This window comes from Paenibacillus sp. A3, from assembly GCF_001399685.1.
GTDB lineage: Bacteria > Bacillota > Bacilli > Paenibacillales > NBRC-103111 > Paenibacillus_G.
In genome coordinates this window covers 59,980-82,463 of sequence record NZ_JTHN01000084.1, presented here as the reverse complement: position 1 = coordinate 82,463, position 22,484 = coordinate 59,980, and the positions used below count along the sequence as shown (strand labels likewise).

At 53.9% G+C, this 22,484-nt stretch carries 22 protein-coding genes; 4 read left to right on the top strand and 18 right to left on the bottom strand.

The window, feature by feature from the left end; genetic code table 11:
• Positions 1-13: 13 nt before the first annotated feature.
• Together QJ48_RS13135 and QJ48_RS13130 are read right to left on the bottom strand one after the other, a co-directional pair.
• Positions 14-1,117 carry a HAMP domain-containing sensor histidine kinase gene (locus QJ48_RS13135; RefSeq protein ID WP_054974024.1) on the bottom strand — a complete coding sequence of 368 codons (1,104 nt, stop codon included), beginning with the start codon at positions 1,115-1,117 and terminating at the stop codon, positions 14-16.
• Positions 1,114-1,848 carry a response regulator transcription factor gene (locus QJ48_RS13130; RefSeq protein WP_054974023.1) on the bottom strand — a complete coding sequence of 245 codons (735 nt, stop codon included), beginning with the start codon at positions 1,846-1,848 and terminating at the stop codon, positions 1,114-1,116. Before QJ48_RS13130 ends, QJ48_RS13135 begins: the two co-directional genes overlap by 4 nt.
• A gap of 149 nt (positions 1,849-1,997) precedes the next feature.
• Between QJ48_RS13130 and QJ48_RS13125 the strand changes: the two genes are divergently transcribed.
• The gene (locus QJ48_RS13125; protein ID WP_054974022.1) at positions 1,998-2,240 is read left to right on the top strand and encodes a hypothetical protein; all 243 of its coding nucleotides are present in this window, start codon (positions 1,998-2,000) and stop codon (positions 2,238-2,240) included.
• A 280-nt stretch (positions 2,241-2,520) separates the two neighbouring features.
• Here QJ48_RS13125 and QJ48_RS13120 read toward each other — a convergent pair whose 3' ends face one another.
• The 8 genes from QJ48_RS13120 to QJ48_RS13090 form a co-directional block, all read right to left on the bottom strand.
• A complete protein-coding gene (locus QJ48_RS13120) occupies positions 2,521-3,348 on the bottom strand; it encodes an undecaprenyl-diphosphate phosphatase (RefSeq protein WP_054974021.1) in 828 nt (275 codons plus the stop codon).
• 39 nt (positions 3,349-3,387) lie between these two features.
• Complete coding sequence (locus tag QJ48_RS13115) at positions 3,388-4,122, bottom strand: ABC transporter permease (protein WP_054974020.1); 735 nt, start codon at positions 4,120-4,122, stop codon at positions 3,388-3,390.
• A complete protein-coding gene (locus QJ48_RS13110; RefSeq protein WP_054974019.1) occupies positions 4,115-5,035 on the bottom strand; it encodes an ABC transporter ATP-binding protein in 921 nt (306 codons plus the stop codon). Before QJ48_RS13110 ends, QJ48_RS13115 begins: the two co-directional genes overlap by 8 nt.
• 87 nt (positions 5,036-5,122) lie before the next feature.
• Positions 5,123-6,154, bottom strand: coding sequence for a cell wall metabolism sensor histidine kinase WalK (locus tag QJ48_RS13105; protein WP_054974018.1), 1,032 nt, complete (start codon positions 6,152-6,154; stop codon positions 5,123-5,125).
• Complete coding sequence (locus tag QJ48_RS13100) at positions 6,144-6,860, bottom strand: response regulator transcription factor (RefSeq protein WP_054974017.1); 717 nt, start codon at positions 6,858-6,860, stop codon at positions 6,144-6,146. The genes QJ48_RS13105 and QJ48_RS13100 overlap by 11 nt, the downstream gene beginning before the upstream one ends.
• A gap of 34 nt (positions 6,861-6,894) precedes the next feature.
• The gene (locus QJ48_RS13095; RefSeq protein ID WP_054974016.1) at positions 6,895-7,491 is read right to left on the bottom strand and encodes a TetR/AcrR family transcriptional regulator; all 597 of its coding nucleotides are present in this window, start codon (positions 7,489-7,491) and stop codon (positions 6,895-6,897) included.
• A 124-nt stretch (positions 7,492-7,615) separates the two neighbouring features.
• Positions 7,616-7,807, bottom strand: coding sequence for a hypothetical protein (locus tag QJ48_RS38690; protein ID WP_237762896.1), 192 nt, complete (start codon positions 7,805-7,807; stop codon positions 7,616-7,618).
• Positions 7,808-7,835: 28 nt separating this feature from the next.
• A complete protein-coding gene (locus tag QJ48_RS13090; RefSeq protein ID WP_237762895.1) occupies positions 7,836-9,092 on the bottom strand; it encodes an NAD(P)/FAD-dependent oxidoreductase in 1,257 nt (418 codons plus the stop codon).
• Between the two features lie 446 nt (positions 9,093-9,538).
• Here QJ48_RS13090 and QJ48_RS13085 point away from each other — a divergent pair, with 446 nt between their 5' ends.
• Together QJ48_RS13085 and QJ48_RS13080 are read left to right on the top strand one after the other, a co-directional pair.
• Positions 9,539-10,465 carry an NAD(P)-binding domain-containing protein gene (locus QJ48_RS13085; protein WP_054974015.1) on the top strand — a complete coding sequence of 309 codons (927 nt, stop codon included), beginning with the start codon at positions 9,539-9,541 and terminating at the stop codon, positions 10,463-10,465.
• Positions 10,466-10,490: 25 nt separating this feature from the next.
• Positions 10,491-11,387, top strand: coding sequence for an NAD(P)-dependent oxidoreductase (locus QJ48_RS13080; protein ID WP_054974014.1), 897 nt, complete (start codon positions 10,491-10,493; stop codon positions 11,385-11,387).
• A 68-nt stretch (positions 11,388-11,455) separates the two neighbouring features.
• Here the strand turns inward: QJ48_RS13080 and QJ48_RS13075 are convergent, their stop codons facing one another.
• From QJ48_RS13075 to asnB, 4 genes are all read right to left on the bottom strand, one after another.
• Positions 11,456-11,857 (bottom strand): MerR family transcriptional regulator, encoded by a 402-nt coding sequence (locus QJ48_RS13075; RefSeq protein WP_054974013.1) that lies wholly within the window; start codon positions 11,855-11,857, stop codon positions 11,456-11,458.
• A 92-nt stretch (positions 11,858-11,949) separates the two neighbouring features.
• Positions 11,950-14,484: an excinuclease ABC subunit UvrA gene (gene uvrA, locus QJ48_RS13070; RefSeq protein WP_054974012.1), complete on the bottom strand. Its 2,535-nt coding sequence runs from the start codon at positions 14,482-14,484 to the stop codon at positions 11,950-11,952.
• A gap of 300 nt (positions 14,485-14,784) precedes the next feature.
• On the bottom strand, positions 14,785-14,946 hold the full coding sequence (locus tag QJ48_RS38080; RefSeq protein ID WP_193394436.1) for a hypothetical protein: 162 nt from the start codon (positions 14,944-14,946) through the stop codon (positions 14,785-14,787).
• An 87-nt stretch (positions 14,947-15,033) separates the two neighbouring features.
• Positions 15,034-16,866, bottom strand: coding sequence for an asparagine synthase (glutamine-hydrolyzing) (gene asnB / locus QJ48_RS13065; RefSeq protein ID WP_054974011.1), 1,833 nt, complete (start codon positions 16,864-16,866; stop codon positions 15,034-15,036).
• A 248-nt stretch (positions 16,867-17,114) separates the two neighbouring features.
• Between asnB and QJ48_RS13060 the strand changes: the two genes are divergently transcribed.
• Complete coding sequence (locus tag QJ48_RS13060; RefSeq protein ID WP_054974010.1) at positions 17,115-17,684, top strand: TetR/AcrR family transcriptional regulator; 570 nt, start codon at positions 17,115-17,117, stop codon at positions 17,682-17,684.
• A 64-nt stretch (positions 17,685-17,748) separates the two neighbouring features.
• Here QJ48_RS13060 and eat read toward each other — a convergent pair whose 3' ends face one another.
• The 4 genes from eat to pgmB all read right to left on the bottom strand — a co-directional run bounded on the left by eat (position 17,749) and on the right by pgmB (position 22,449).
• Positions 17,749-19,101, bottom strand: a complete 1,353-nt coding sequence (gene eat, locus QJ48_RS13055) for an ethanolamine permease (RefSeq protein ID WP_054974009.1) — start codon at positions 19,099-19,101, stop codon at positions 17,749-17,751.
• Positions 19,102-19,135: 34 nt separating this feature from the next.
• Entirely contained in the window at positions 19,136-20,491 is a 1,356-nt protein-coding gene (locus QJ48_RS13050; RefSeq protein WP_237762894.1) for a haloacid dehalogenase-like hydrolase, read from the bottom strand.
• 173 nt (positions 20,492-20,664) lie between these two features.
• Positions 20,665-21,684: a LacI family DNA-binding transcriptional regulator gene (locus QJ48_RS13045; RefSeq protein WP_054974008.1), complete on the bottom strand. Its 1,020-nt coding sequence runs from the start codon at positions 21,682-21,684 to the stop codon at positions 20,665-20,667.
• Positions 21,685-21,783: 99 nt separating this feature from the next.
• Complete coding sequence (gene pgmB / locus QJ48_RS13040) at positions 21,784-22,449, bottom strand: beta-phosphoglucomutase (RefSeq protein WP_054974007.1); 666 nt, start codon at positions 22,447-22,449, stop codon at positions 21,784-21,786.
• Between the last annotated feature and the right edge of the window lie 35 nt (positions 22,450-22,484).

Sequence of the window (22,484 nt, the reverse complement as noted above, 5' to 3'; positions counted from 1 at the left end):
CCTTACAAACTTGTCACCTGAATCGCGTGTCCCGTTCATCCATGTCACCTAACGTATGAATGCTCCGCGGTTGAAAAAGAACGGTAAACGTCGTTCCCTCGTCCAGCTTCGACTCCACGGTCAACCGGTGTCCGAGTCCGCTGCATACCTGCTTTGCCAAATAAAGTCCCATGCCGGTCGACTCTCCGGCCTCCCGTCCGTTCTCTCCGGTGAAGAACGGATCGAAGATTCGCGGCAGATCGTGGGGCGCAATTCCGATCCCCTCGTCCGTCACGCTCAGCTTGCTGCCCCCGTCCGCCTCCGGCTCCAATCGGAAAACAAGCTTCTTGGCTCCCGGCTTGCCCTTGCTGTATTTGATCGCATTGCTGACAAACTGATTCAGGACGACCGTCATCCATTTTCCATCCGTCTCCACCCATGCTTCGCCTTCGATCTGCGGAAAGATAGAGTGCCGGATACAGAGCCGTTTATGCGCATTCATGACGGTGCGCACCAGCTCGTGAAGCGCCGTTTGCCGGAAATGGAGATCCATTCGAAACTTATCGAGACGCGCCGTATTCAGCATCAGATCGAGCCCCCTCGTCATGCGTTCGGCTTCCTCCTGCAGGCTGAGCGCAAGCTGCTTCTGATCCTCTTCCGCAGCAGGCAGCTGATGCAGCGCATCCTGCACCAGCAGATCGATAACGGATACGGGGGTTTTCATATGATGCACCCATTGCAGCACAAAATGATTGTGCTGCTCCTGTTGGCGGCGGTATTGCCCAAGCTCGTTCAAATAAGTGCTGTGCTGCTCCTGCAGCAAACGCATGACAAGCCGCTGCTCGCTCGTAACCGCGGACTGGACGATCGCGGCGGCCTGCAGCTCGCCGGACCTCTCCACCGCATGCTTCAACTGCTTGTAGTACGCTCTTTGGCGAATGTAATCAACGGCCAGCCACATGCCGGCAAAAAATAATCCGAGGATGACAAAATAAGAGATGGTGCCCGTTCCAATCCCCTCCGGATGGCGTGCCCGCTCCAGCAGCATCAGCCCGGCGCCGAGTCCGATCAGAAGCAGGCATACAAGCGCATAAACGAGCCGATCGCGCAAAAACATAACGGCCGACGCTCCTCTCATGCATCCGCCCCCTCCCGCTCGTCGCGTAAGTGAAGCATATAGCCTTGGCCGCGCACCGTTTCGATGGCCTTCGGCAGTCCCAGCTCCTCCAGCTTCTTCCGAAGCCTGGTCACATTGACCGTCAGCGTATTGTCATCGACAAACTGCACATCGTCCCACAGCGCCTCTAGAAGCTGCTCCCGGGAGACGATCCGCCCCGGCTGCCGCATGAAGCATTCCGCCAGCAGCCGCTCGTTCTTCGTCAGCATCGCTTTCCGCATCTGCCATACCAGCTCGCCCCGTCCGAGGTGCAGCCGCAAGCCTTGCACGTTCAGCTCCGCTTCCGGAGCTCCCACAGCCGTGCCGTCATGTCCGGCAGCAGCATACTCCCCGTAGACTCTTCTTAGTACGCCCTTAATCTTCGCCATAAGAAGATCCAACGGGATCGGTTTCGTAATATAGTCATCGCCGCCGTTCTCAATGGCCATCACCTGGTCCATCTCCCCGGCCCGCGCGGAGATGAAGATGATCGGCACGCTGGAGCGCGTGCGAATTTGTCTGCACCAGTAATAGCCGTCAAAATACGGCAGGTTAATATCCAGCAGCACGAGATGCGGCGCATAGGCTTCCAGCTCTGGCATCAGCTCGCGGAATTGCGTCGCGCATGCCGCTTCGAAGCCGTATTTCTCCATATTTTTTTTCAGGACGGCCCCTATTTTGTCGTCGTCTTCTATGATGTAAATGCGATACATAGCGATTCCTCCCAGATTTTCAACAGACATTACCAAGATAGCAGGATCGCCGCCGCCAAGCAATTTTAATTTAGAGGGGCTATATTGTAATATATTCATATATTATCCATTAAAATGGAATTTCCATTTCTAACAAGGGGGTTATGCACATGAAAAAAGCAATGGCCATTAGCTTAGCTATAGGTTTTGGCATTTTGGTATCTTGGCTTTCCATGCCCGATCGCCCCGATACTTACGTTGTTTTCGCGCAAGCGACCAATCTGAATCCAGAACTAACGAAGGCTCTTACGAACCGCTTGCAGCAAAACCATATATCTTATCAGCTTGATAAATCGGGGAACGTCTTTGTCCTGGAATCCCATCTGGAAAAAGCCGTAATCTGCTGTTCATAGCATGGTTTACTTTTTTTTACACAAAAAAAGCCTAACCCCATTTATGACGGGGTAGGCCAGGTGTTGAGATTTTGATTTTCAACAAGAATATAGATACATACATGGGTGGGGTATCCACTGTAGAAGCGATAGCGGCCACCTTTGTCTTCGGGAAATGTCCGCTAATAAGCGGCTTCAATCAAATTTCCCGAAGACAAGAGTGGTCGGAAGTGGATACCCCACCCCCTCGTACACCTCTATTACCTCATATAGCCTACTTTCTCAACAAGCACAGTCTCGCTTACAAAAATACAAAGTAAATAATAGCCGCGAGCACCAAACGATAGATCGCAAACGGTACGAGCTTGATGCGATTGATCAGCTTCAGGAAGAAGCGGATCGACAGAAGCGCGAAGACGAAGGCGCTAATAAATCCGACGACGAAAAACGGAATGGCGTCCATCGTGATCGAGTCCCAGCTCTTGAGGAGCGACAGGAAGCTTGCCCCGGCCATAATCGGCACGGCCATAATGAAGGTGAAGTCCGCAGCCGCGCGATGGCTCATCCCGAGCAGAACGCCTCCGGAGATGGTCGACCCGGAGCGCGAGAAGCCCGGCCACAGGGACAAGCATTGCACCAGTCCCACAAGGAACGCCTGCTTGTATGTAATCTGGTCGGCCGTCTCCGTCTTCGGGCGGCGGGGGCGGAACCAATCGGCCGCGAGCATAAGAACGGCTCCGAGCACCAGACCGACGACGACCGTTTTCGTAGAGAACAAATATTCATCGATATAATCGTCGAACAGCACGCCGAGGATACCGGCCGGAACCAGTCCGACGAAAACTTGCAGCAGATTCAAGCGCGGACCGGAAGACGTTTGCCCCGGCATTTTTTTAAGTCCGAGCAAGTTCATGAACCGGTCCCACATCAGGACGACAACCGCCAGAATCGATCCCAATTGAATGACGATCTTGAACGTATTCGCTACGCTCGGGGAAAAGATGTCCTTGGACTGGAACAAGAAATCGTCGACGATAATCATATGGCCGGTCGAAGAAACCGGCGCGAACTCGGTGAGGCCCTCAACGAGTCCCAAAATTAAAGCAACAAACGCTTCCCACAAATTCAACAGCTCCACACTCCTATTTTTCTCGTCTGGTTATCTATATCAATGAATATCTACCTTCTTGAAGTAGATAATCGTTGCCGCAAGGCCGATGATTGAAGCTGCAATAATCACGACGTAGGAAAAAGCCGGCGGATATTCGGGTACGAACCCTTCGTTCGCGATCACATACGAGGCGGACCAAGGAAATAAAGCTTTGTATTCCGATTCGGAAAGCACCACGTTAGCCATCGTGATCATCGCCGTAAAGATGATGGTGGGAACGTAATTTTTGAACAAAAAGGTGATCAACATCGTCGGTGTGCACAGAAGAAACAAAAGCGCGCCCCCGACTACAAATTGCTTCAAGGATTGGAGCAGTAAGGCCACAGTCAAGCCTTCAAACTGTCCGATCAGCCCCAGGATCAGCGTCAGCGACCAAATGATGAGCGTCAGAACCATAATCCACAGGAACAGCAAAATCAGCTTGCTTACGATCAGACTGACTCGGGATACCGGGATGGTCAACAAGTTTTTCAAGGTGTCTTCCGCATATTCCCGATGAAACAGATACGCCGTAATGACCCCGTAGAGAAGGGTTCCCACGAGCAGAATCACGTACATATTCGTGTTCATAAAAGCGACTTCGAACTCAATCGGAGTCTCGGGCTTCTTGCTTTTCATATTCAGCAAAGCGAGAAACATCATGATAGGGGCCGACACGGCTCCAAGCATGCTGACCATAAACATCTTGGCCCGTTTCAGTTTGATCAGTTCCGTATAGAGCAAATTAACCAATCGTCCCGCCCCCTATCAATTTTATAAAGTAATCTTCCAATCTGTCTACACTCATTGTCATTTTTGTGACTTCTATCCCATGCTCCACCAGCATCCGGTTGAGCTTGCCTTGCTCGCCGATATGGCTGTATATCCGGATCACCCGTTCGTCGTGAACCTCATAATCCGTAATGCCGAAGTGCTTCTCCAGCAGCATCGCCGCCTTATTGTCGTCGGACACTTGAAACTCAAGATATTTCCGGTTCCGCTTGCGAAGCTCTTCGAAGGAAATCTCCTCCAGCAGCTTCCCTTGATGAACGACCCCGATGTGGTCGGCCAACTGCTCGACTTCGGACAAAATATGACTGGAAACGAGAATCGTTATTTTCCGTTCCTCGGCAAGAGACTTGATCAGTCTGCGAATTTCCTTAATCCCCACCGGGTCCAGGCCATTGGTAGGCTCGTCTAAAATCAACAGCTCGGGATGATGGAGAATGGCTCTGGCGATGCCAAGCCGCTGCTTCATCCCCAAGGAATAGCTGCCGACCAGCTTTTTCGTTTCCTGATGCAGACCGACGATTTCCAAAGCCTCGTCCATGGCGTTTTTCTTATGTACGCCCATCAGCTTGGCGTTGATCGACAAATTCTCGCGGGCCGTTAAATTCTCGTAAAATCCGGAGAATTCGACAATCGACCCGATTCTTCTTAAAATCTCCTTCTGGTTCTTGTGCAAACTTTCACCGAAGATTTCAATCTCACCGTGCGTCGGCTTGATCAAACCGAGCAGCATGCGGATGGTCGTCGTTTTGCCCGCGCCGTTCTGGCCGAGAAAACCGTAAATCTGCCCTTGGCGCACATTCATGTCAAGGTTGTCCACCGCTTTTTGGGTCCCGTAAATCTTCGTTAACTGCGTCGTTTTGATAACCGCACTCAAATCGTGATCCCTCCTGCTTTCATCAGATCGTAATTTCATGATAAGCAGGCGATTTTAAATGCCTCTTAACCAGTTCTTAATTGTTTCTTAATCCCGGCTCGCAGGGCCCCGCTTCGGGATGGCGAAGCCGAAGGTCGTTTTCACGCCGGGCTCGCTTTCGGCCCACAGGGTCCCTGAATGCTTCTCGGCGAGCGCCTTCGCGATGGCCAAACCTAGCCCGCTTCCTTGACCGGAAGGATTCCTTGCCCGGTCTGTGCGGTACATTCGTTCGAACACGCGGGGCAAATCGTCCGGCGAAATCCCGCTCCCCCGGTCCCACACCAGCAGCCGGTACTTGTCCGCGGCTTCCGCGAGCTCAATGCCCAATACTTTACCGTCTTTTCCGTGCTCGACGGCATTTTTGATCAGATTGGTTACAATCCTCAGCGTGCTTACCCGATCGGCTACGATGGAGCAGGCTTCTTCCGGAATGTCGACTTTTAACTCGATTTCATACTTTTTCAGCTCGGGCAAAAATCCGATCACCGATTCCCGGACAATTTCCGCAAAATCCAGCGTTTCCGGCTTCAATGGAATTTCGTCCGCATCCAGCTTGGCGAGCTCGAAAATTTCGTCGATCAGTTCTTTCAAAGCGACGGCTTTCCCGGACAAAATGTCCAGGTACCGCTCTTTCTCTTCGCTCGAAGCCGCGATGTCATCCTTCAACGCATCCGCATAGCCGATGATCGACGTGAGCGGAGTCCGGATATCGTGGGAGATGTTGGACAGCAGACTTTTTCTCGCCGCCTCGGAGCGGATCGTGCGGACGTGAACCTTGGCCAGCTGCTCGATCAATTCGTTGATCGAAAAGATCACCTCGTCCAAGTGACGGTCGTCGTTAGCAAGCAGGCGGGTATTCATATTCCCTTGCATGGCGCGCCTCAGCGCGGCCGCCATGGTCTTCAGCCTCGCCGTGAACCGGTACCGGACGTACAGATGGATGACAGTCACGGCAATGAGCGCAGCGAATAAAGCCCCGCGGACGATGCCTTGGGGCTGGTAAATCCAATCCAGGATGAAAAGCGCGAACAAGAAGATCAACTGTACGATAAGGAGAAGGGCGCCCTTGTCATGCTTCATCTTTGTCACCTGCAAATTTGTAGCCGATGCCCCATACCGTCTGAATCCATTTCGGATCGGACGGGTCCTCCTCGATCTTCATCCGGAGCTTGCGGATATGGACCATCACGGTATTGTCGTCTTCCAAATAATCGCTGTCCCATACTTGCCGGAACAGCTGCGTCTTCGTAAACACCTGCTCGGGATGCGAAGCCATAAACTTCAGCAGCTCGAACTCTTTGCCCGTCAGCGAGATCTCTTCCCCGGCTCTCGTGACCGTATACTTTTGCAAATGAATCGTCATGTTCTTGAAAGTCAGCACCGACTCCTGCTGCGGGCCGCTTTCGCTGCCCAAGACCAGAAAACGCCGCAAATGAGCTTTAATCCGGGCGACCAGCTCATGGATGCTGAAAGGCTTCGTAATATAGTCGTCCGCACCGATGCTCAGTCCCAATACTTTATCAATTTCCTGATCCTTGGCCGTGAGCATGAGAATCGGGACATTCGTCTTCATCCGGAGTCTCCGGCATACCTCAATGCCGTCGACCTTGGGCATCATCAAATCGAGCAGGATCATATTATAGCGGTGCGCTTCGAACAGACGGAGAGCTTCTTCCCCGTCTGCCGCCGCATCGATCCGATACGTTTCTCTTTCCAAATACGTTTTCACCAGCTCGCGAATTTCCCGATCGTCATCGGCAATAAGAATTCGAATATCCTGCTGCATCGTTCCACCTGCTTTTTTTCTGGGCATTTCCCGATTAAGGGCCGGTTACCATCCGCATTAAGATGTCGCTGCTTGGAAGCCGGTAATTTTCTTCGTCTTGGGCATTCAGCATCATGAGACTGGAAAGAACCGATAAATAAGCGGCAATGAGCTCCGCGGGATCACCTGCCGCAATCTCGCCCGTCTGCTGTCCTTCCTTGAAGACGGGAAGCAGTTCGTCCACAAAGCTTTTCATGGAATATTGGGCAATAAGTTCTTTCACTTTCTCCGGGACGCCTTCGGACGTGCGCGCTTGATGAATCAGCATGAAGTAAGGCCTGCCGCTTTCATCGAGAATCTCATTCGTTAAATATTTTATTTTGTCGAGCGGCGAGCCCTGCAGGTCGTAGATGCTCTTCATCGCGTCCTGCGCTCCCGCCATAGCCATTTGAACGAGCGTAGTGAAAAGCTCGTCTTTCGATTTGAAATAGTGGTACAGCAAGCCGTGGCTGATGCCGGCCTCGGCCGCAATCATGCTCATTTTCGTTCCGACGATTCCCCGCCGGGAAAATACCTTAAGCGCAGCCTCCATAATCTGTTCCTTGCGCTCGTCGCGAATTTGATGCAATTGTTCATCATTTAAAGGCGCCAATGATTATTCATTCCTTTGCCTGAAAATCTTACGGCCATTCATGGATAGATAGACGTCGCCTATGAGTATACCATTTCTCATGATCCGATGGCTATTGTACCGGGTCGCCAGAGTGCAGCGGTCCTTAACGGCTCACGGACGGATAAGGCGCCTCGGAGAAGGAGGGCACGATATCATCCCATACGCTATGAAGCGGCTGACCGTACTGCTGCGCGAGCTCGGCAAGCCACTGTCTGCCTTCCTCCGACGCCGCTAGCACGCTCGTGACCAGGTCCGGATTCAGCATTTCCCGCGGCGAGATCGACAGCGTATTCACGGCCCAATACAGGCCAAACAGTTTAAAATCAGGCCCGGCCGTCGCACGCTCCAGATGCAGATCGAGATATTTCCGGCCGAACGAAATTCCCTTTAGCGGCTCGGCGCCTGCATATTCGACGCCCTCCCACTGCAGGTCGTTCGCGCAGTTCAACCACCAGGCCGGTTCGATCGCAGCCTGAATGTTTCGGAGCGCTCGTTGTTCGAAATGCGGCCGGGGGGGCCTCCCCTTGCTCGCGCAGGCAAGCTTCCAGCACCTCCGCTTCGATCGCGGCGACGGTCATGCCTTGACCGAAGATCGGATCGTAGATGCAGAAGGCGTCTCCCAACACCAGCAGTCCGGACGGCCACCGGTCCATTTGTTCAAAATGATGGCGGTGCAAAGCGGGCACGCGAAATCCGCGCGGGGCGGTGATCGGCTCGAGCCCCTGCAGCAGTTCGGCAATGAGCGGGCTCGGAAGCTGGGCGACCGCCTGCTCAAATTGCTCCGCATCCGTTGGCGGGTAATGTCCGCCCGGGCGATAGAGCAGCACTTCTGCGGTCTGATTCTCGATGATCGAAAACACGCCCGAGAACGTGCCGTTTGCCGGCTGCCCCCCGATGATTACGGTATCCCACGTTTCGGTCAGATGGGCTTGGTTGGGAGGAATCCGGTACCGCCGGGTGCTGTAGCCCAGATTGACCTTCAGCAGGTCCGGCGTCGGCACGTCGTACCCAAGATTCTCAAGCCATGCGGTCAGCTTGGAGGAGCGCCCGCTGGTATCTACGACCAGATCGGCCATCAGAAACTTTTCTTGCCCGTCCGCTCCCCGTTCCCGGACCGCAACCCCCGTGACGGCGGCATGATCCGGCGTCGTCAATAAGCGCAGCACGTCATGTTTCGGAAGAAAACGGACGCCGGGAATCTCCCGGACGCGTTTGCGAACGACCCACTCCAGCAAAGCCCGGCTGAACTTGTAATCGTTGCGCGGATACTGGACGACCACGGTTCCGTGTTGATTCATGTTGTGCACGGTCTTGTTTAGCACCGATCGGGCTCCCTGCTCCGCCAAATCCTGTTCGAAGTCCGGAAAGAAGCGGGTCATAATCTCTTTGCCCCGCTGGGTGAAGCGATGCGGGTGAAACGACTGGGGCGTGCCCGCCCGGTCTTCCGGACCGGCGGGAAAATTGTCCTTCTCCACGATCACGACCTCTTCGTAATAATCCGAGAGCACCCGTGCTGACAGTAATCCGGCAATGCCTCCTCCAATAATGAGGGCTGTTCCTTTTTTTGACATGTTGTTCATAGATATCGCTCCTTTTAGAGGTTTAGATTGACTAGATCAGTCAATAATTTGGCGAACTTGTTCAATTCACATCGTAACCTGCTGCATATTACCCATCCGTTATTTCGATCATATTTTAGATTGACTGGATCAATCAATTATAAAGTATGCGATTTTTCATTTTTTGTCAACCACAAATTTCTGCTGCTCCGTCAAGCCGCGTCCGTTCTCCAAAACAAAAAAAGCCTGATTTCTCAAGCTTTATCATTTAAACGGAGGTACTTCAATCATTCATTCCGGCTCGTCATGCGCAAACGTAATTTGAAAAGTCCCCGAAACAACCCCCGTTCTGTTCATAATCTCATCCCGATCCTATGACTATATTTTTTTAGCAAAGTTTTTATTGACATTGCCACTAGTGTCAATCTTTTAGAATAAAGTCGAACACGTTGAAAGGAGTGCTTGCAATGATCAATAGCAGTTCAAACGAAAAAGAAAACCATGAGCAGGCGGGAGGAGCCGACCGCACACCGGTAACAGTGATCGGTCTGGGGATGATGGGGTCGGCACTCGCCGACGCGTTCCTGAAAGCAGGCCACCGGACGACCGTCTGGAACCGCTCGGCCGACAAGGCCGACGCTCTCGTCGTCAAGGGAGCCGTCCGTGCGGCTACCGCAGCGGAAGCGGTGTCGGCGAGTCCGCTTATCGTCGTCTGTGTGCTGGACTATGAGGCTGTACATGAGATCCTGGGTCCCGCAGGCGGGCTATTGGCCGGCCGCACCGTAGTGAATCTCACCAACGGAAAGCCGGAGCAGGCGCGCAAGGCGGCGAAGTGGGCTACCGAACAAGGCGCAGACTACCTCGATGGCGGGATTATGGCGGTGCCCCAGATGATTGCGGGGCCTGAGGCATTCCTGCTTTACAGCGGATCGCCGGGGGCTTTCGAAACGTATCGGAGGGAATTGGACGTTCTCGGCACCAGCAAGTACCTGGGCGAAGATACCGGGCTGGCTGCACTCTACGACCTGGCTCTGCTCACTACAGCGTACGGATTGATGGGCGGTTTTTTCCATGCCGTGGCAATGGTCGGCACGGAAAAGGTCGAAGCGGCGGCATTCACGGCGCTCGTCATTCCGTGGCTGCAGGCCATGATCGCCTCTCTGCCCTCGCAAGCGCAAGCGATTGACGCGAACAATCATGCGACCGACGTCTCCAGCCTCTACATCAACAAGGTGGGCTTCGTGAATTTGATCGAAGCCAGCCAAGAGCAGGGCGTCAGCCCCGAATTAGTCGCCCCGATTCAAGCTCTTGTCAATCGAGCGGTCGCAGAAGGCTATGGAGCGGACGGCCTTACCAGATTGGTCGAACTGCTAAAGAAACCGCAACTGGTGTAAATCGATTACGAGGAGGTAATCCCAAATGAATACGAATGCTGCAAATGAAAACCGCACACCGGTAACGGTTCTCGGCCTGGGTCCGATGGGTCAGGCGTTAGCCGGCTCGTTCCTGAAGGCAGGCCACCCGACGACCGTCTGGAACCGCTCGGCCGGAAAAGCGGACGCTCTTGTCGCACAAGGAGCAATTCTCGCAAACACGGTGATTGACGCCGTCGCCGCCAGCACGCTTGTTATCATCTGCGTGTTGGACTACAACGCCGCGAATGCCATTCTCGCCCTTGCAGGGGAAGCCTTAAAGGGACGGACGCTCGTCAACCTCACCGCCGATACCCCCGAGCGGGCCCGCGAAATGGCCGCATGGGCCGCCGCGCGGGGAATCGACTATCTCGACGGTGCGATCATGACCCCTACCCCAACCATCGGGCAGCCCTCAGCAGTCGTCCTGTACAGCGGACCCGAAGCGGTGTATGAGGTCCATCGGCCGGCCTTGGCCAGTCTGGGAGGCACCGCCGCACATCTCGGCACGGACCCCGGAAGGGCGGCCGCCTATGACGTGGCGCTGCTCGACATCTTCTGGACGTCCATGAGCGGCTATATTCACGCCCTTGCCCTGGCCCGGGCGGAGAATATCGCAGCCAAGGACCTTGCGGCGTATGCTCAAGGGATTGTCAGCATCATGCCGGACATTATGGCGGAATTCGCACAGCAGGTCGACGACGGCCATTATTCCGGCGATAAGTCCAATATCCAGTCGGCTGCGGCCAGTATGGAGCATATCATTCATGCGGCTCAAGCCCGCGGGATCGACGCCAGCGTACTGAGCGCCGCTCACGCCGTCGCTAGGCGGGCCATTGGCACCGGTCAAGGCACCGACGGATTTTCGCTACTGGCCGAGTTGTTCGGCAAGCCAACTGCTTAATCCGGGGGCAGCCGGATGCCTCCTAGAAAACGATCCCGGTGCGTTCACCGGACCGGGATCCATCCTCATCACAATGTGCCTAGCGGTTTAGCTTCTGCCGCCGTCGCGGTTTCCCTGGCTTTCATTTGACCGATTTGCTTCTCCAACCGCTGCTGAACCGTTGCCAATGCGCTCATTTGCTTGTTAATCTCATTCAGCTTCTCCTCATAAACGGCCAGCATTTCATCGCAATATTCGTCCACTTCATACTCCGGATAATTGTCCTTGCAGTTCAATACTTGCTCTATTTCTTCGGTGCTCAGACCTAAGCGCAAGAAGATTTGGATCGTTTTCACACGATCCACAGCCGATTCGTCGTACTCCCGGTAATCGTTTTCCAACCGGTTTGCCGTAAGCAGCTTCTTCTTCTCATAATGCCTGATGGAACGCGGGCTGGCTCCGGTTACCTTGGACAACTGACTGATTTTCATGGAAAATGCCTCCTTTACCCAAAATACTCCGTTCTAATTATAAACTATGACATTAGTGTTAAGGTAAAGAGGCAATTTTTCAAGAACCGCTTTTATCCAGTCAGCGTGCTCCTCAAAAAAGCTGCGGTATAAGATCCGTCCGCTTGCGCGACTTGCTCCGGCCGGCCCTGCGCGACCAGATAGCCGCCCGCTTCTCCCCCGTCCGGTCCCAAATCAACGATCCAATCCGCCTCGCGGATCAGGTCCAGATGATGCTCGATAACGATGACCGTATTCCCTGCATCTACCAGTTTGTTCAGCAAGAGGAGAAGCTGGCGCACATCGGAAGGATGCAGTCCCGTCGTCGGCTCGTCCAGCAGATACAAGGTATGTCCTTTTGTTTTTTTGCTTAATTCCTTGGCCAGCTTGAGACGCTGAGCTTCTCCCCCGGAAAGTGTAGTCGCCGGTTGGCCCAGCTGCAAATAGCCGAGGCCCACCTCGCACAGCAGCCCCAGCTTTTCCGCCAGCTCGCTGTGCCCGCCGAAGAAATGCAAGCTTTCCTTGACTGTCATGTCCAGAAGCTCGGAGATATTTTTGCCCTCATACGTGACACTCAAGATGTCGTCCTTAAACCGCCTTCCGCCGCAATCCGGGCACACGGCCTCAACGTCCGGCAAAAAATGCATATCCAGCAGCAGCACGCCCAGCCCCTGACATTTCTCGCATCTTCCCCCGGGCACATTGAACGAAAAATGCTTCGACGACAACTTTTTCCGTTTGGCTTCCGGCAGTCCGGAGAACAGATTGCGGATCAGCGTAAATACGTCGGTATAGGTGGCGATGTTGGAGCGCATGATACGTCCGATGGGCGCCTGGTCGACCGTAATCCATTTGTCGATATGCCCGAGTCCGTCGATGCTTCCGCATTCCAAGCCTTCCGCGCGCCCCTGAACATGTTGTCGGCCGGCCGGATCGATCAGGTCGAACAGTAACGTCGATTTTCCGGAGCCGGAAACGCCGGTAATCGCAATAAGCATGCCTAAAGGAAGCTCGACCGTAATGTTTTTCAAGTTTCGCGCATACGCGTCCCGGACGGTCAAGAAGGCGCCGGTGCCGGATCTTCGGCCCGAGGATAGCAGCCGTCCATGATCGCTGCTCAGAAATTGCCCCGTGACCGAGCCTGGATCCGACTTCAGCTCCTCCAACGTTCCGGTGCCGACGATCGTCCCTCCTTGCCGGCCTGCGCCCGGCCCCATATCGATCATATAATCGGCTGCTTCCATCACTTCGACATCATGCTCGATCACAAGCACGGTATTTCCCAGATCGCGCAGCTGCTGCAGCACGCCGATGAGCGAAGCGGTATCCTTCGGATGCAGTCCTGCCGTCGGCTCGTCCAGGACGTACAAGACGCCGGTCAGACCCGAGCCTAACAGCGAAGCCAGCCGGAGACGCTGCGCTTCCCCGCCGGAGAGCGTATTGGCCTGCCGGTAGAGCGACAAATACCCCAAGCCGACCTTCGCAACCCGCCTCATGCGCTCCGCGATGTCGTGGATGATCGGGTCCAGTACGTGTTGTCCCGCTTCGAAGAGGGCGGGACGCACCTCTTCCAGCCACGCCATCAAGCGGTGAAGCGGCCATGACGAAATTTCGTCAATCGATTGTCCGCATATCGTGACCAGACGGCTCTCGCTTTTCAGGCGCGTGCCTTCGCAAGCGGGACAAGGGCGGCGGGTGAAATAACCCGACAGCTTCCTCGACTGTGCGGTATCTCCGGTCTGCTCCCGATGCCGCCGGTTCAAATAAGTCAGCACGCCCTCGAACCGGCCTTTTCCGACTGACTTGGGCGCCTTGATACCGGGAAAACGTCCGGCAAACCGCTCGCTCTCCACGCCGTGAAGCAGCAAATCCCGCTGCACCGGACTGTAGTCTTTCATAGGAGCGTCCGGATCAAACGCGAACCCGTAATGCTTCGCCGCAGCCTGAAGCACGTCCGAATAATAGTCGATGAACATGCCGTCCCAAAAGGTGACGCAGCCGCCGCGAAAACTCCGTTCTTCATCGAAAACCAAGCCTGCTTCCAAGCTTGTAACGATTCCCAGCCCGGCGCACGCTTCACAGGCGCCTTCCGGCTTGTTGAAGGAGAAGTGGGCCATCTTCAGCTTGGGGACCGCGCATCGGCATTGGGGACAGCGGTCGGTTCCCGAGCTATGGCTCTCCTCCAAAAGCACTGCCCCGGGAACCGATCCTTCCCCGGCAGGCTCGAACGAAGGCCTTATCGTGGCGCCGCACGACGGACACGGCCGCTCCCCAAGTCTGGCGTACAAAACCCGCAAATACGTATAAATCTCCGTTACCGTCCCCAGCGTGGACCTTGGGTTCCGGTTGGCGATCTGCTGACTAACCCCAATCGATGGGGAAAGACCGGTGATCGATTCCACCTTCGGCTTGTCGATCGCATCCGTGACCATGCCCATCGATTCCATGTACTGCCTCTGGCATTCCTTCTGCAAAATGTCCATCGCCAGCGTCGATTTTCCGGAACCGGACAATCCGGTTAAGACGACGAGCTTGTTCTTCGGAATGCTCAGCGAAACGTGCTTTAGATTATTTTCATAGGCGCCTTGAATGACAATGGCTCCTTCCATCCTGTATCCTCCCTCGTTTCAATCTGAGTTGGTACCACACCTTTCTACATCAAGTATACGTGCCGCACATGACATCTATTGTCATATTGGATCAAACCTGTACCCGAGGGCTTACCGTAAAAATTACGAAATGGAGGATACTGCAATCGAAATGGGAGGAGCGTGGAATGAGGTCAAAACGAAGCGGGCATGAGACGCCGCTTGAAGAAATTGGGGATGGCCCGGATAGGAGCTTGACGCGCAGCCTGCGCCGAAACGCGGACTGCACGCCTGTAACTCCGTTCCGCCGCCGAAGCCGGGCTATTCCTGCTCCAGGACGCCGGCCGTTTCCTGCGATGCCATTTGCTTCTGCGCGGAGGCAACCGGATTCCGGTTGTGCTCGAATTCGTTTATTTCGCTAAATGACTCCATGCTGCGTTCTTGCGTCTGCTCTTCTTCCTTGGGGGCATGGTATTCTGCCATCGGATTCCCTCGCTTGTCGGTCGTTTTGTTTTCGACATGTATAGAATATCCAGTCCGGACAGAATACTATGCACGGACTCCCGCGCTTCACGCCCCAAGCTCCAGCTTGACGCCGTATTCCTTGAGCCAGCAGTTCACCTGCACCAGATAATCCAGAATCGCGCGGGCATCCGTTCCATTCTCTGCAGTGCTCTTGCCTTCCGCAATAAGCCTCACCTTCCCGACATCGATCAGCGCATGAATCGGAGCGTTCGGGTCGTCCAGAATGTCAAGCATCCACCGGCTGATGAGGTCGAGGTAAGCTTTGTCCTTCGTGCTTGGGTAAGCGCTCTTGCGGCGGTTCCGGACATCATCCGGAAGAACGCCTTCGAAGGCACGGCGCAAAATTCCTTTTTCGATATGACCGATGCTTTTCAGCTCGAACGGCACGTTCCACAAATATTCCACAAGCCGATAATCGCAGAACGGCACGCGCACTTCGAAGCCCGTCATCATGCTGGCCCGGTCTTTCCGGTCCAGCATATAAGGCAGGAACCGCATGATGAAAAGGTACGACATCTGCCGCTGCTTCCGCTCAAGCTCCGCTTCCCCTTCGAGAAACGGAATCTCGCCGACAGCTTCTTGAAAACGCCGCTTGCGGTACGCTTCGAGCTGAAGCCTATCCCGAACCTCCGCTTTCAGGACGCCAGTGGTATAGCCGAAATTGAGCAGCCACGGGAAGATTTCGGCATTCAAATACGTCTCTTCATAAAACCACGGGTACCCGGAAAACACTTCGTCCGCGGACTCGCCGGACAGCGCCACCGTCGCGTCCTTCTTCATTTCCGTAAACAGCAAATAAAGCGACGTTTCGATTTCGCCGACACTCGGAAGGTCGCGGGCCCGCATCGGTTCAAGCAAATGCTCGATCAGCTTGTCCGGCCCAAAGACGACGGAATGATGCTCCGTGCCGACATGCTCGGATACCCGCCTGACCCAAGGCTCGTCTCTGTCGCGCCGCAAAAAGTCCTGCTCGAAATCGCGGTCGTTATTTTCAAAATCGATCGAATACGTGTGAAGAGCTTTCCCCTGCTCACGGAAATTTTGGCCGGCCAGCGCCGTCAATCCGCTGGAATCGAGCCCGCCGGACAGCATGCAGACGACCGGCTTATCCGCGATGAGCTGCCGCTTCACCGTATCTTCGAGAAGCGAGCGTATTGTCCGGACCGTGGTCTCGGCATCGTCCGTATGCTTGCGGCTTACCAGGTTCCAATAGCGGATATTGCGGCTGTCTTCGGCCGTAAACGTCACGTAATGGCCTCCTTTGACTTCCTCGACATCCTTGAACACCCCTTGCCCTGGAGTTCGCATCGCCCCCATGCCGAAAAGTTCCGCCAGCCCTTCACGGTCGACGACGGCTTCCACCAGCGGATGGGCCAACAGCACCTTGATTTCCGACCCGAAAATAACGGCGCTTCCTCTTCTGGCAAAAAACAGCGGCTTTACCCCAAGGTGGTCCCGGCCAAGCATCAGCTGTCCGCGCTGCTCATCCCAGATGCCAAACGCATAGATGCCGTTACAATGCCTTACGCAATCCTCCTTCCACTCGACATAGGAATGCAGAAGAACCTCCGTATCGGAATTCGTTTCAAACCGGTGGCCCATTCCTTCCAGTTCCCTTCTCAGCTCCCGGTAATTGTAGAGCTCGCCGTTGTAAGTTAAGGCTATGGTCTGCCCGCCGTCCCGATAAAGCATCGGCTGCTTCCCGCCTTCGGGATCGATGACGATCAAGCGGCGGTGCCCGAAAGCAGCCCGTTGCGAAAACCAGAAGCCTTCGGCATCCGGCCCGCGATGCGCAATGGACCTCGTCATCTCCGTTAATACCGGCCGTTCCTCGGAAAGGTCCTGGGACCAATCCACCCATCCTGTAATTCCGCACATGATTCTCTACCTTCTTTCCTCATCATTTGATTTGCTGCGCTTTCGGCTCTATCGTTGACATCACACCGCCTTAAATTCGACCAAATGTATAAAACGGTCGAAAAAAGAGTGAAAAAATCGACCAAAATTATCCATTGGTCATAAATTAATAATAGGACATTTGAACAATTTTGGCAATCATTGACTATTTAACTGGGTTAATGAATAATAGATAGCAGATCATATACTATGGGGGCATAGGCGGGTCAATGAAACAACCGGACAAAAAACTAAAAATTATCGAAGCGGCAACCGAGCTGTTCCTCCATATGGGGGTCCGGCGGACAACGCTGAGCAAGATCGCGGAGAAGGCGGGGATCGGCAAAGGAACGATCTATTACTATTACGAGGATAAGACCCAAATTCTGATGGATTGCTACATGAGGCATGTCAACCAGATGCGGTCGAAGGCTTTTGGCGAGCTTCAACAAGAAACCGATATTTTGGTGCGTCTGCGAAACATTCTTCGCTATTTAAGCGCAGAGGTGCATCAGGACCCTTTCGTATCCACCATGTTCGAGGAGTACAAAGAATTCCGGCTCGCAGAAATCGAAAAATGCTTCGCCCAATCCGAAGAAGCCGCCGTTCAATTGATCGGCAGCTTGATCCGGGAAGGGCAGCAGCAAGGACATTACGCCCAGGTGCCGCTGCCGCTTACCGCGTTTATGTTGGTCAAAATGATTTTTTCCTACGAGCTCGATTATCCGAAGACGGAACAGAGCGATCACGAATTGAAGCAGTTGCTTCGGCATATGCTGCGCAAACGCTCCGACGATTAAACCGAAGCGGCAGCCTCATGACGTTGAAGCTGCCGCTCGGCCGGACCCGCCGGCTTCTCGAATTCTAGTCCAGCACGGTGCTTTCCCCCGCGGAAGCATCGGCTGGCTTTACGCGAACCAAGTAATAAAGGACGGATACCGCGAAAATGACGACAACGACGCCCCAGAGCGGGATATTCATGCCGAACAGCGGAAGCGAGGTCGTCATCAGGCTGTAGCGGATTACGCAATAAAGGAACACCAGCCCCAGAATCAGCGCAATGGCCGGAATGACGGGATAGGCCACTTTAAAAGGCCGCTCCATATTCGGTTCCTTCACCCGCAGAATGAATAGGGAAAGCATGCTGAGAACGTACATGACGACGGCCCCGAATACCGCAAGCAGGATCAAGGCGTTGGCAAAAGCGGCCGAGCCGGCGCAGACCACGCCGATTAAGCCCGGTACGATGAGTCCCCATACCGGTACGCTTTTGGAATTAAGCTTAGCCAGAAACGGCGGGAAATAACCGGCGCGAGCCAGCGCGTACGTCTGACGGGAGTAGCCGATAATAATGCCGTGCAGGCTGGCAATCAGGCCGAACAATCCGATAATCGCCACGCTCATGGCAAGTAGGCTGCCTTCGCCGTAAACGCTTCCAAGCGCCTGAGGAAGCGGATAATCGGCCGGCTTGCCGATGCCTCCTCCAAGACCGGCGGTAACGAACAGCGTCAACAGCGTAGCTACGGTCAGCGTTAAAATGCCGGAGATAAAGCCGCGCGGGATGTCCCGCTTCGGATTCTTGACTTCTTCCGCCGCCATCGCGCCGCCTTCGATCGCGAGGAAGAACCAGATCGCAAACGGAATGGCCGCCATGATGCCGCCGGTTCCCCCGATAAACGCATTCTCGTTCAGCAAATTCTCAACCTTCACATGCGGCAGCCCCGCTGCGTAAAAAATCGCAAGCCCGATCAATGCGGCGATCGTCGCGCCAAGCTCGATCAACGCGGCTCCTTTCATGCCGACCAGGTTGATCAGAATAAAAAATACGAATACGCCGATGGTCACATAGACCGGTTCAACCGCCGGAATCAGGAAATGAACGTACGCCCCCGTCGAAACCGCAATGGCCGGCGGCGCAAACACGAACTCCATCAGACACGCGATTCCGGCAATAAACCCGCCGAACGGCCCCATGGCCCTTGCCGCGTAAGCCGAAGGCCCGCCGGCGTTAGGAATGGACGTGGACAGCTCGGAGTAGCTGAATATAAAACAGGTAAAAAACACGGTGACGATCAGCGAAGCGATCGCAAGGCCCATAATTCCGCCCTGCTCAAACCCGTAGTTCCACCCGAAATATTGACCGGAGATAACCATCCCGACCGCAATTGCCCAAAGATGAATCGGCTTTAACGTCTTCTTCAATTCATGATTTTCCATACGTCAGTTCTCTCCTTCATGTGGGCTATGAGGACTATTTCAACAATTTCTCTTCGGACGACCCTAGACTAACGCTTTTTTCGGTATTTCGGAAGGCTCCTGTATTATCGTCCCTTCCTTGCAGCAAATATTTGGCGTTTCCTGTGCCAATGCCGTTAGCCGCCGTTTTCGACAATTCTCCGAGTTCCCCTCCCTTCAAGCGGTTGACGATCAATCCCAGCTTCATGTCTTTAAAATCCGACAGCATCGCCGTATCTCCGTCGCTGTCTCCGGCCACGAAGATAGGCCCGTGCCCGTATTTGGATACCAGAAAACGCTCGATCGTCTTCGTCTTTCCTTTGCCTTGCGTCTGGTCGTACCCCTTGCGATATTCCGGCTGGATGACCCCTGCGGCATCCCGTTCCAGCTCCATTGCCAGGACGTGATCCTCCGGGAGGGAATAGCCGTATTTCGGGTTCGACGCAAATTCTTTGACCACATCGATGAAAGAAGCGGAGCATACATAGACGTCGATTCCGTTGTCCATGAACGTTTTATACAGATTTTGCTGCTCCGCAAACGCCCGCAAGCCGGTTTTAATCTTTACTTCGACAACGCCCGCTTTACCTGGCAGCTCGCTCGGACTGATAAACGTTTTTTCGCCGATGGCGTCCTGCAGATTGTAATCGATGGAGGCTCCTGCTAATTCGCGCACTTCCTTCCCCGTCATCCCGGCGAACAAATATGTCACCCATGGATAGCTGACATCCGGACTGAAGGTTCCTCCGATCGCTTCGTAAAGATATCTGGCCTTGGCGACAAAATCTTGATATTGTGGGGTTGCTTTGATTTCCTCCAAAGATTTGGTTCCCTTGAACCCCTTGTAGTTTTCATAAAGATACTTGTAATCCGCGCCCAGATCTTCGCTGATGAGATCGATCTGGACAGGCTTCCCAGCCTTATTATTGAATTCTTTCTTGAAATTATCCTTCGGAATATTGATTTTGATTGCGCTTACAAATTGTTCCGGCGTCATTTTAAATTTCAAGTTCGTAAGCTGGTACGTCAACAAGGTTTCTTCGACATCGTTGAACGCGGAGGTGTTGTCCCAATCGAAGACGGCATAAGGCCTTTTGTCCTTGTTATAGCTTTTGCTGCGGATGCCGTAGTCGTCGATTAAGGCTTGAATCGCCTTGTGATTGGCCGGGGCCCAATGCATAAGGGCCAGTTGTTGCGAAGGGGATGGCGCAGGGTTTTCCGCTTGGGTCTTGACTTCCTGCTGCGTTGTAGCCGATGGGCTGCAGCCTGCCGACAAGCTTACGAATGCGGCGGCTAAAATCAAAACGACCTTTTTGGTGGTTTTCAAGCTTTCCGGTGGTCTTGCCGTTCTCTTTGGTTTGGCCAGCCTCATACTTTATCTCCCGCCCTTTCTAGTTTTGATCCCAATCCTTTTGGAAACAAAAAAATGCCTTGGAGCAGAAGCGTAATCGTACACTTCTGCAGCCATGGCACCGTTGCCCTGTTCTATCCACTTGTATAAAAAGATATTAAAACCAACCGCCTGAATTTGCAACACTTAATTTTTTAGAAAATTTCGCCGTTTACATTTTTTACTGTATCGCGGGTGACGATTTGATGCGGAAGATACGTTCTGAGCGTGGGCGGACCCGCTCCGTCCAGCACTTCCTGAAGCGTTCGGACAGCCTTGTAGCCGATCTCGTAAATCGGCTGGGCGACGGTCGTCAACCGCGGCAGCGACATGCTGGCGATTCTCGTGTTGTCCAGCCCAAGGACGGACACCTGATCGGGTACCCGGATGCCGCTTCGATAGAGGAAATAAATCGCTCCCAGCGCCATCTCGTCACTAGCCGCGAATAAGGCGGTCAGCTCCGGATTTTTGTTCCACAGTCTCTCCATCGCCGCATAGCCGTCGTCATAACGGTAGTTCCCGAACTCCACACACCGGGCGGAATCGAAGTCAAGCTCGTTTGTTCTCATCGCTCGCATGAAGCCCTGCAGACGGGACATTCCCGCGATCGGGTCCAGGTGCGGCCCGCTAATCATGGCGATCCGCCGGTGCCCGCAATCGATCAAATATTGCGCCGCATCGAAGCCAGCCTGCTCGTCGTCGATTTTGACCGAAGGAATGGCGTACTCCAGGCTTTGCGTGGAAGCCAGTACGACCGGCATGCCGAGCTGATTGAAGATGTCGTAATAATCGGGATAGACCGGCTCGCTGGTGAACACGAAGCCGTCGATCTGCTTCTCCTTCATGCTCCGGAGCGCCGAGATCATCCGCTGCTTGTCCTTATCGGTGTTGCAGATGATAATGTTATGCCCGAATTCCTGCGCCGCATCCTCCATGCCACGAAACATTTCGGCATAATAATAATTAGAAATATCAGGAATTAAAATCCCCAATGTTTTCGTCTTTTTATGGATCAGACCTCTTGCCAAAGCATTGGGGTGATATTTCAATTGTTCGATCGCGCGGAGAACCCGCTCCCTTTTTTCCTTCGTGACTTTGTCCGGCGCATTCAACACCCGCGAAATGGTGCTGATGGACACGCCCGCCAATTTTGCAACATCTTTTATCGTGGCCATAATAGACAGTACTCTCCCGATACAAGGGAATGAGTATGAAAAGGTTTTCATACCTGTTTCATTGTAAATGATTTGCCATCCTTCGTCAAATCGATCGACTTATCGAACCTGCGGCAATAGGGCTTCCAAGGAAAGCTCGACCGTGCTTTCGTACACCAGATCGGCATGGGCGAACAGCTCTTTCGCCCCGATCGCAACCGCGAACATGCCCGCTCCTTTAATGGCCTCTACTCCCGCCGCCGCGTCTTCGACGCCAATGCAAGCGCCGGGCTCCACTTCCAGCAAATGAGCGGCTTTCAAAAAGATTTCGGGGTCCGGCTTGCCGCGCAGCACCGTCTTGGCATCTACAATCGCGTGAAACTTGTCCTTGAGGCCGAGCGACTCGAGAACCGCAAACGCGTTTTTGCTGGCCGACGCCAGTCCGATCTTCAGCCCTTGGGCTTGAATCTCGTCAATAAATTCGCTGATGCCCGGTAATACGTCCGCAGGACTAATATTTTGAATTAAGGTCAAATAATGCTCGTTCTTTTTGTCCGCAAGCGCGATTTTTTGTTCCTCCGTAAAATCGTGCGCTTTGCCGCCGAGAACGAGTATTTTTTCCAGCGATTCCATGCGGGAGATCCCTTTCAGCTCCTCGTTGAATTCGCGCGTAAACGGGATGGACAGCTCCTCGGCTAGTGCCTTCCACGCCTCGTAATGGTATTCGGCCGTGTCCGTAATGACACCGTCCAGATCGAAAATGACCGCTTGCACCGGTGTGTTCATGTTCTGCTTCCCCTTTCCATAAGCCAAGCTTAAGC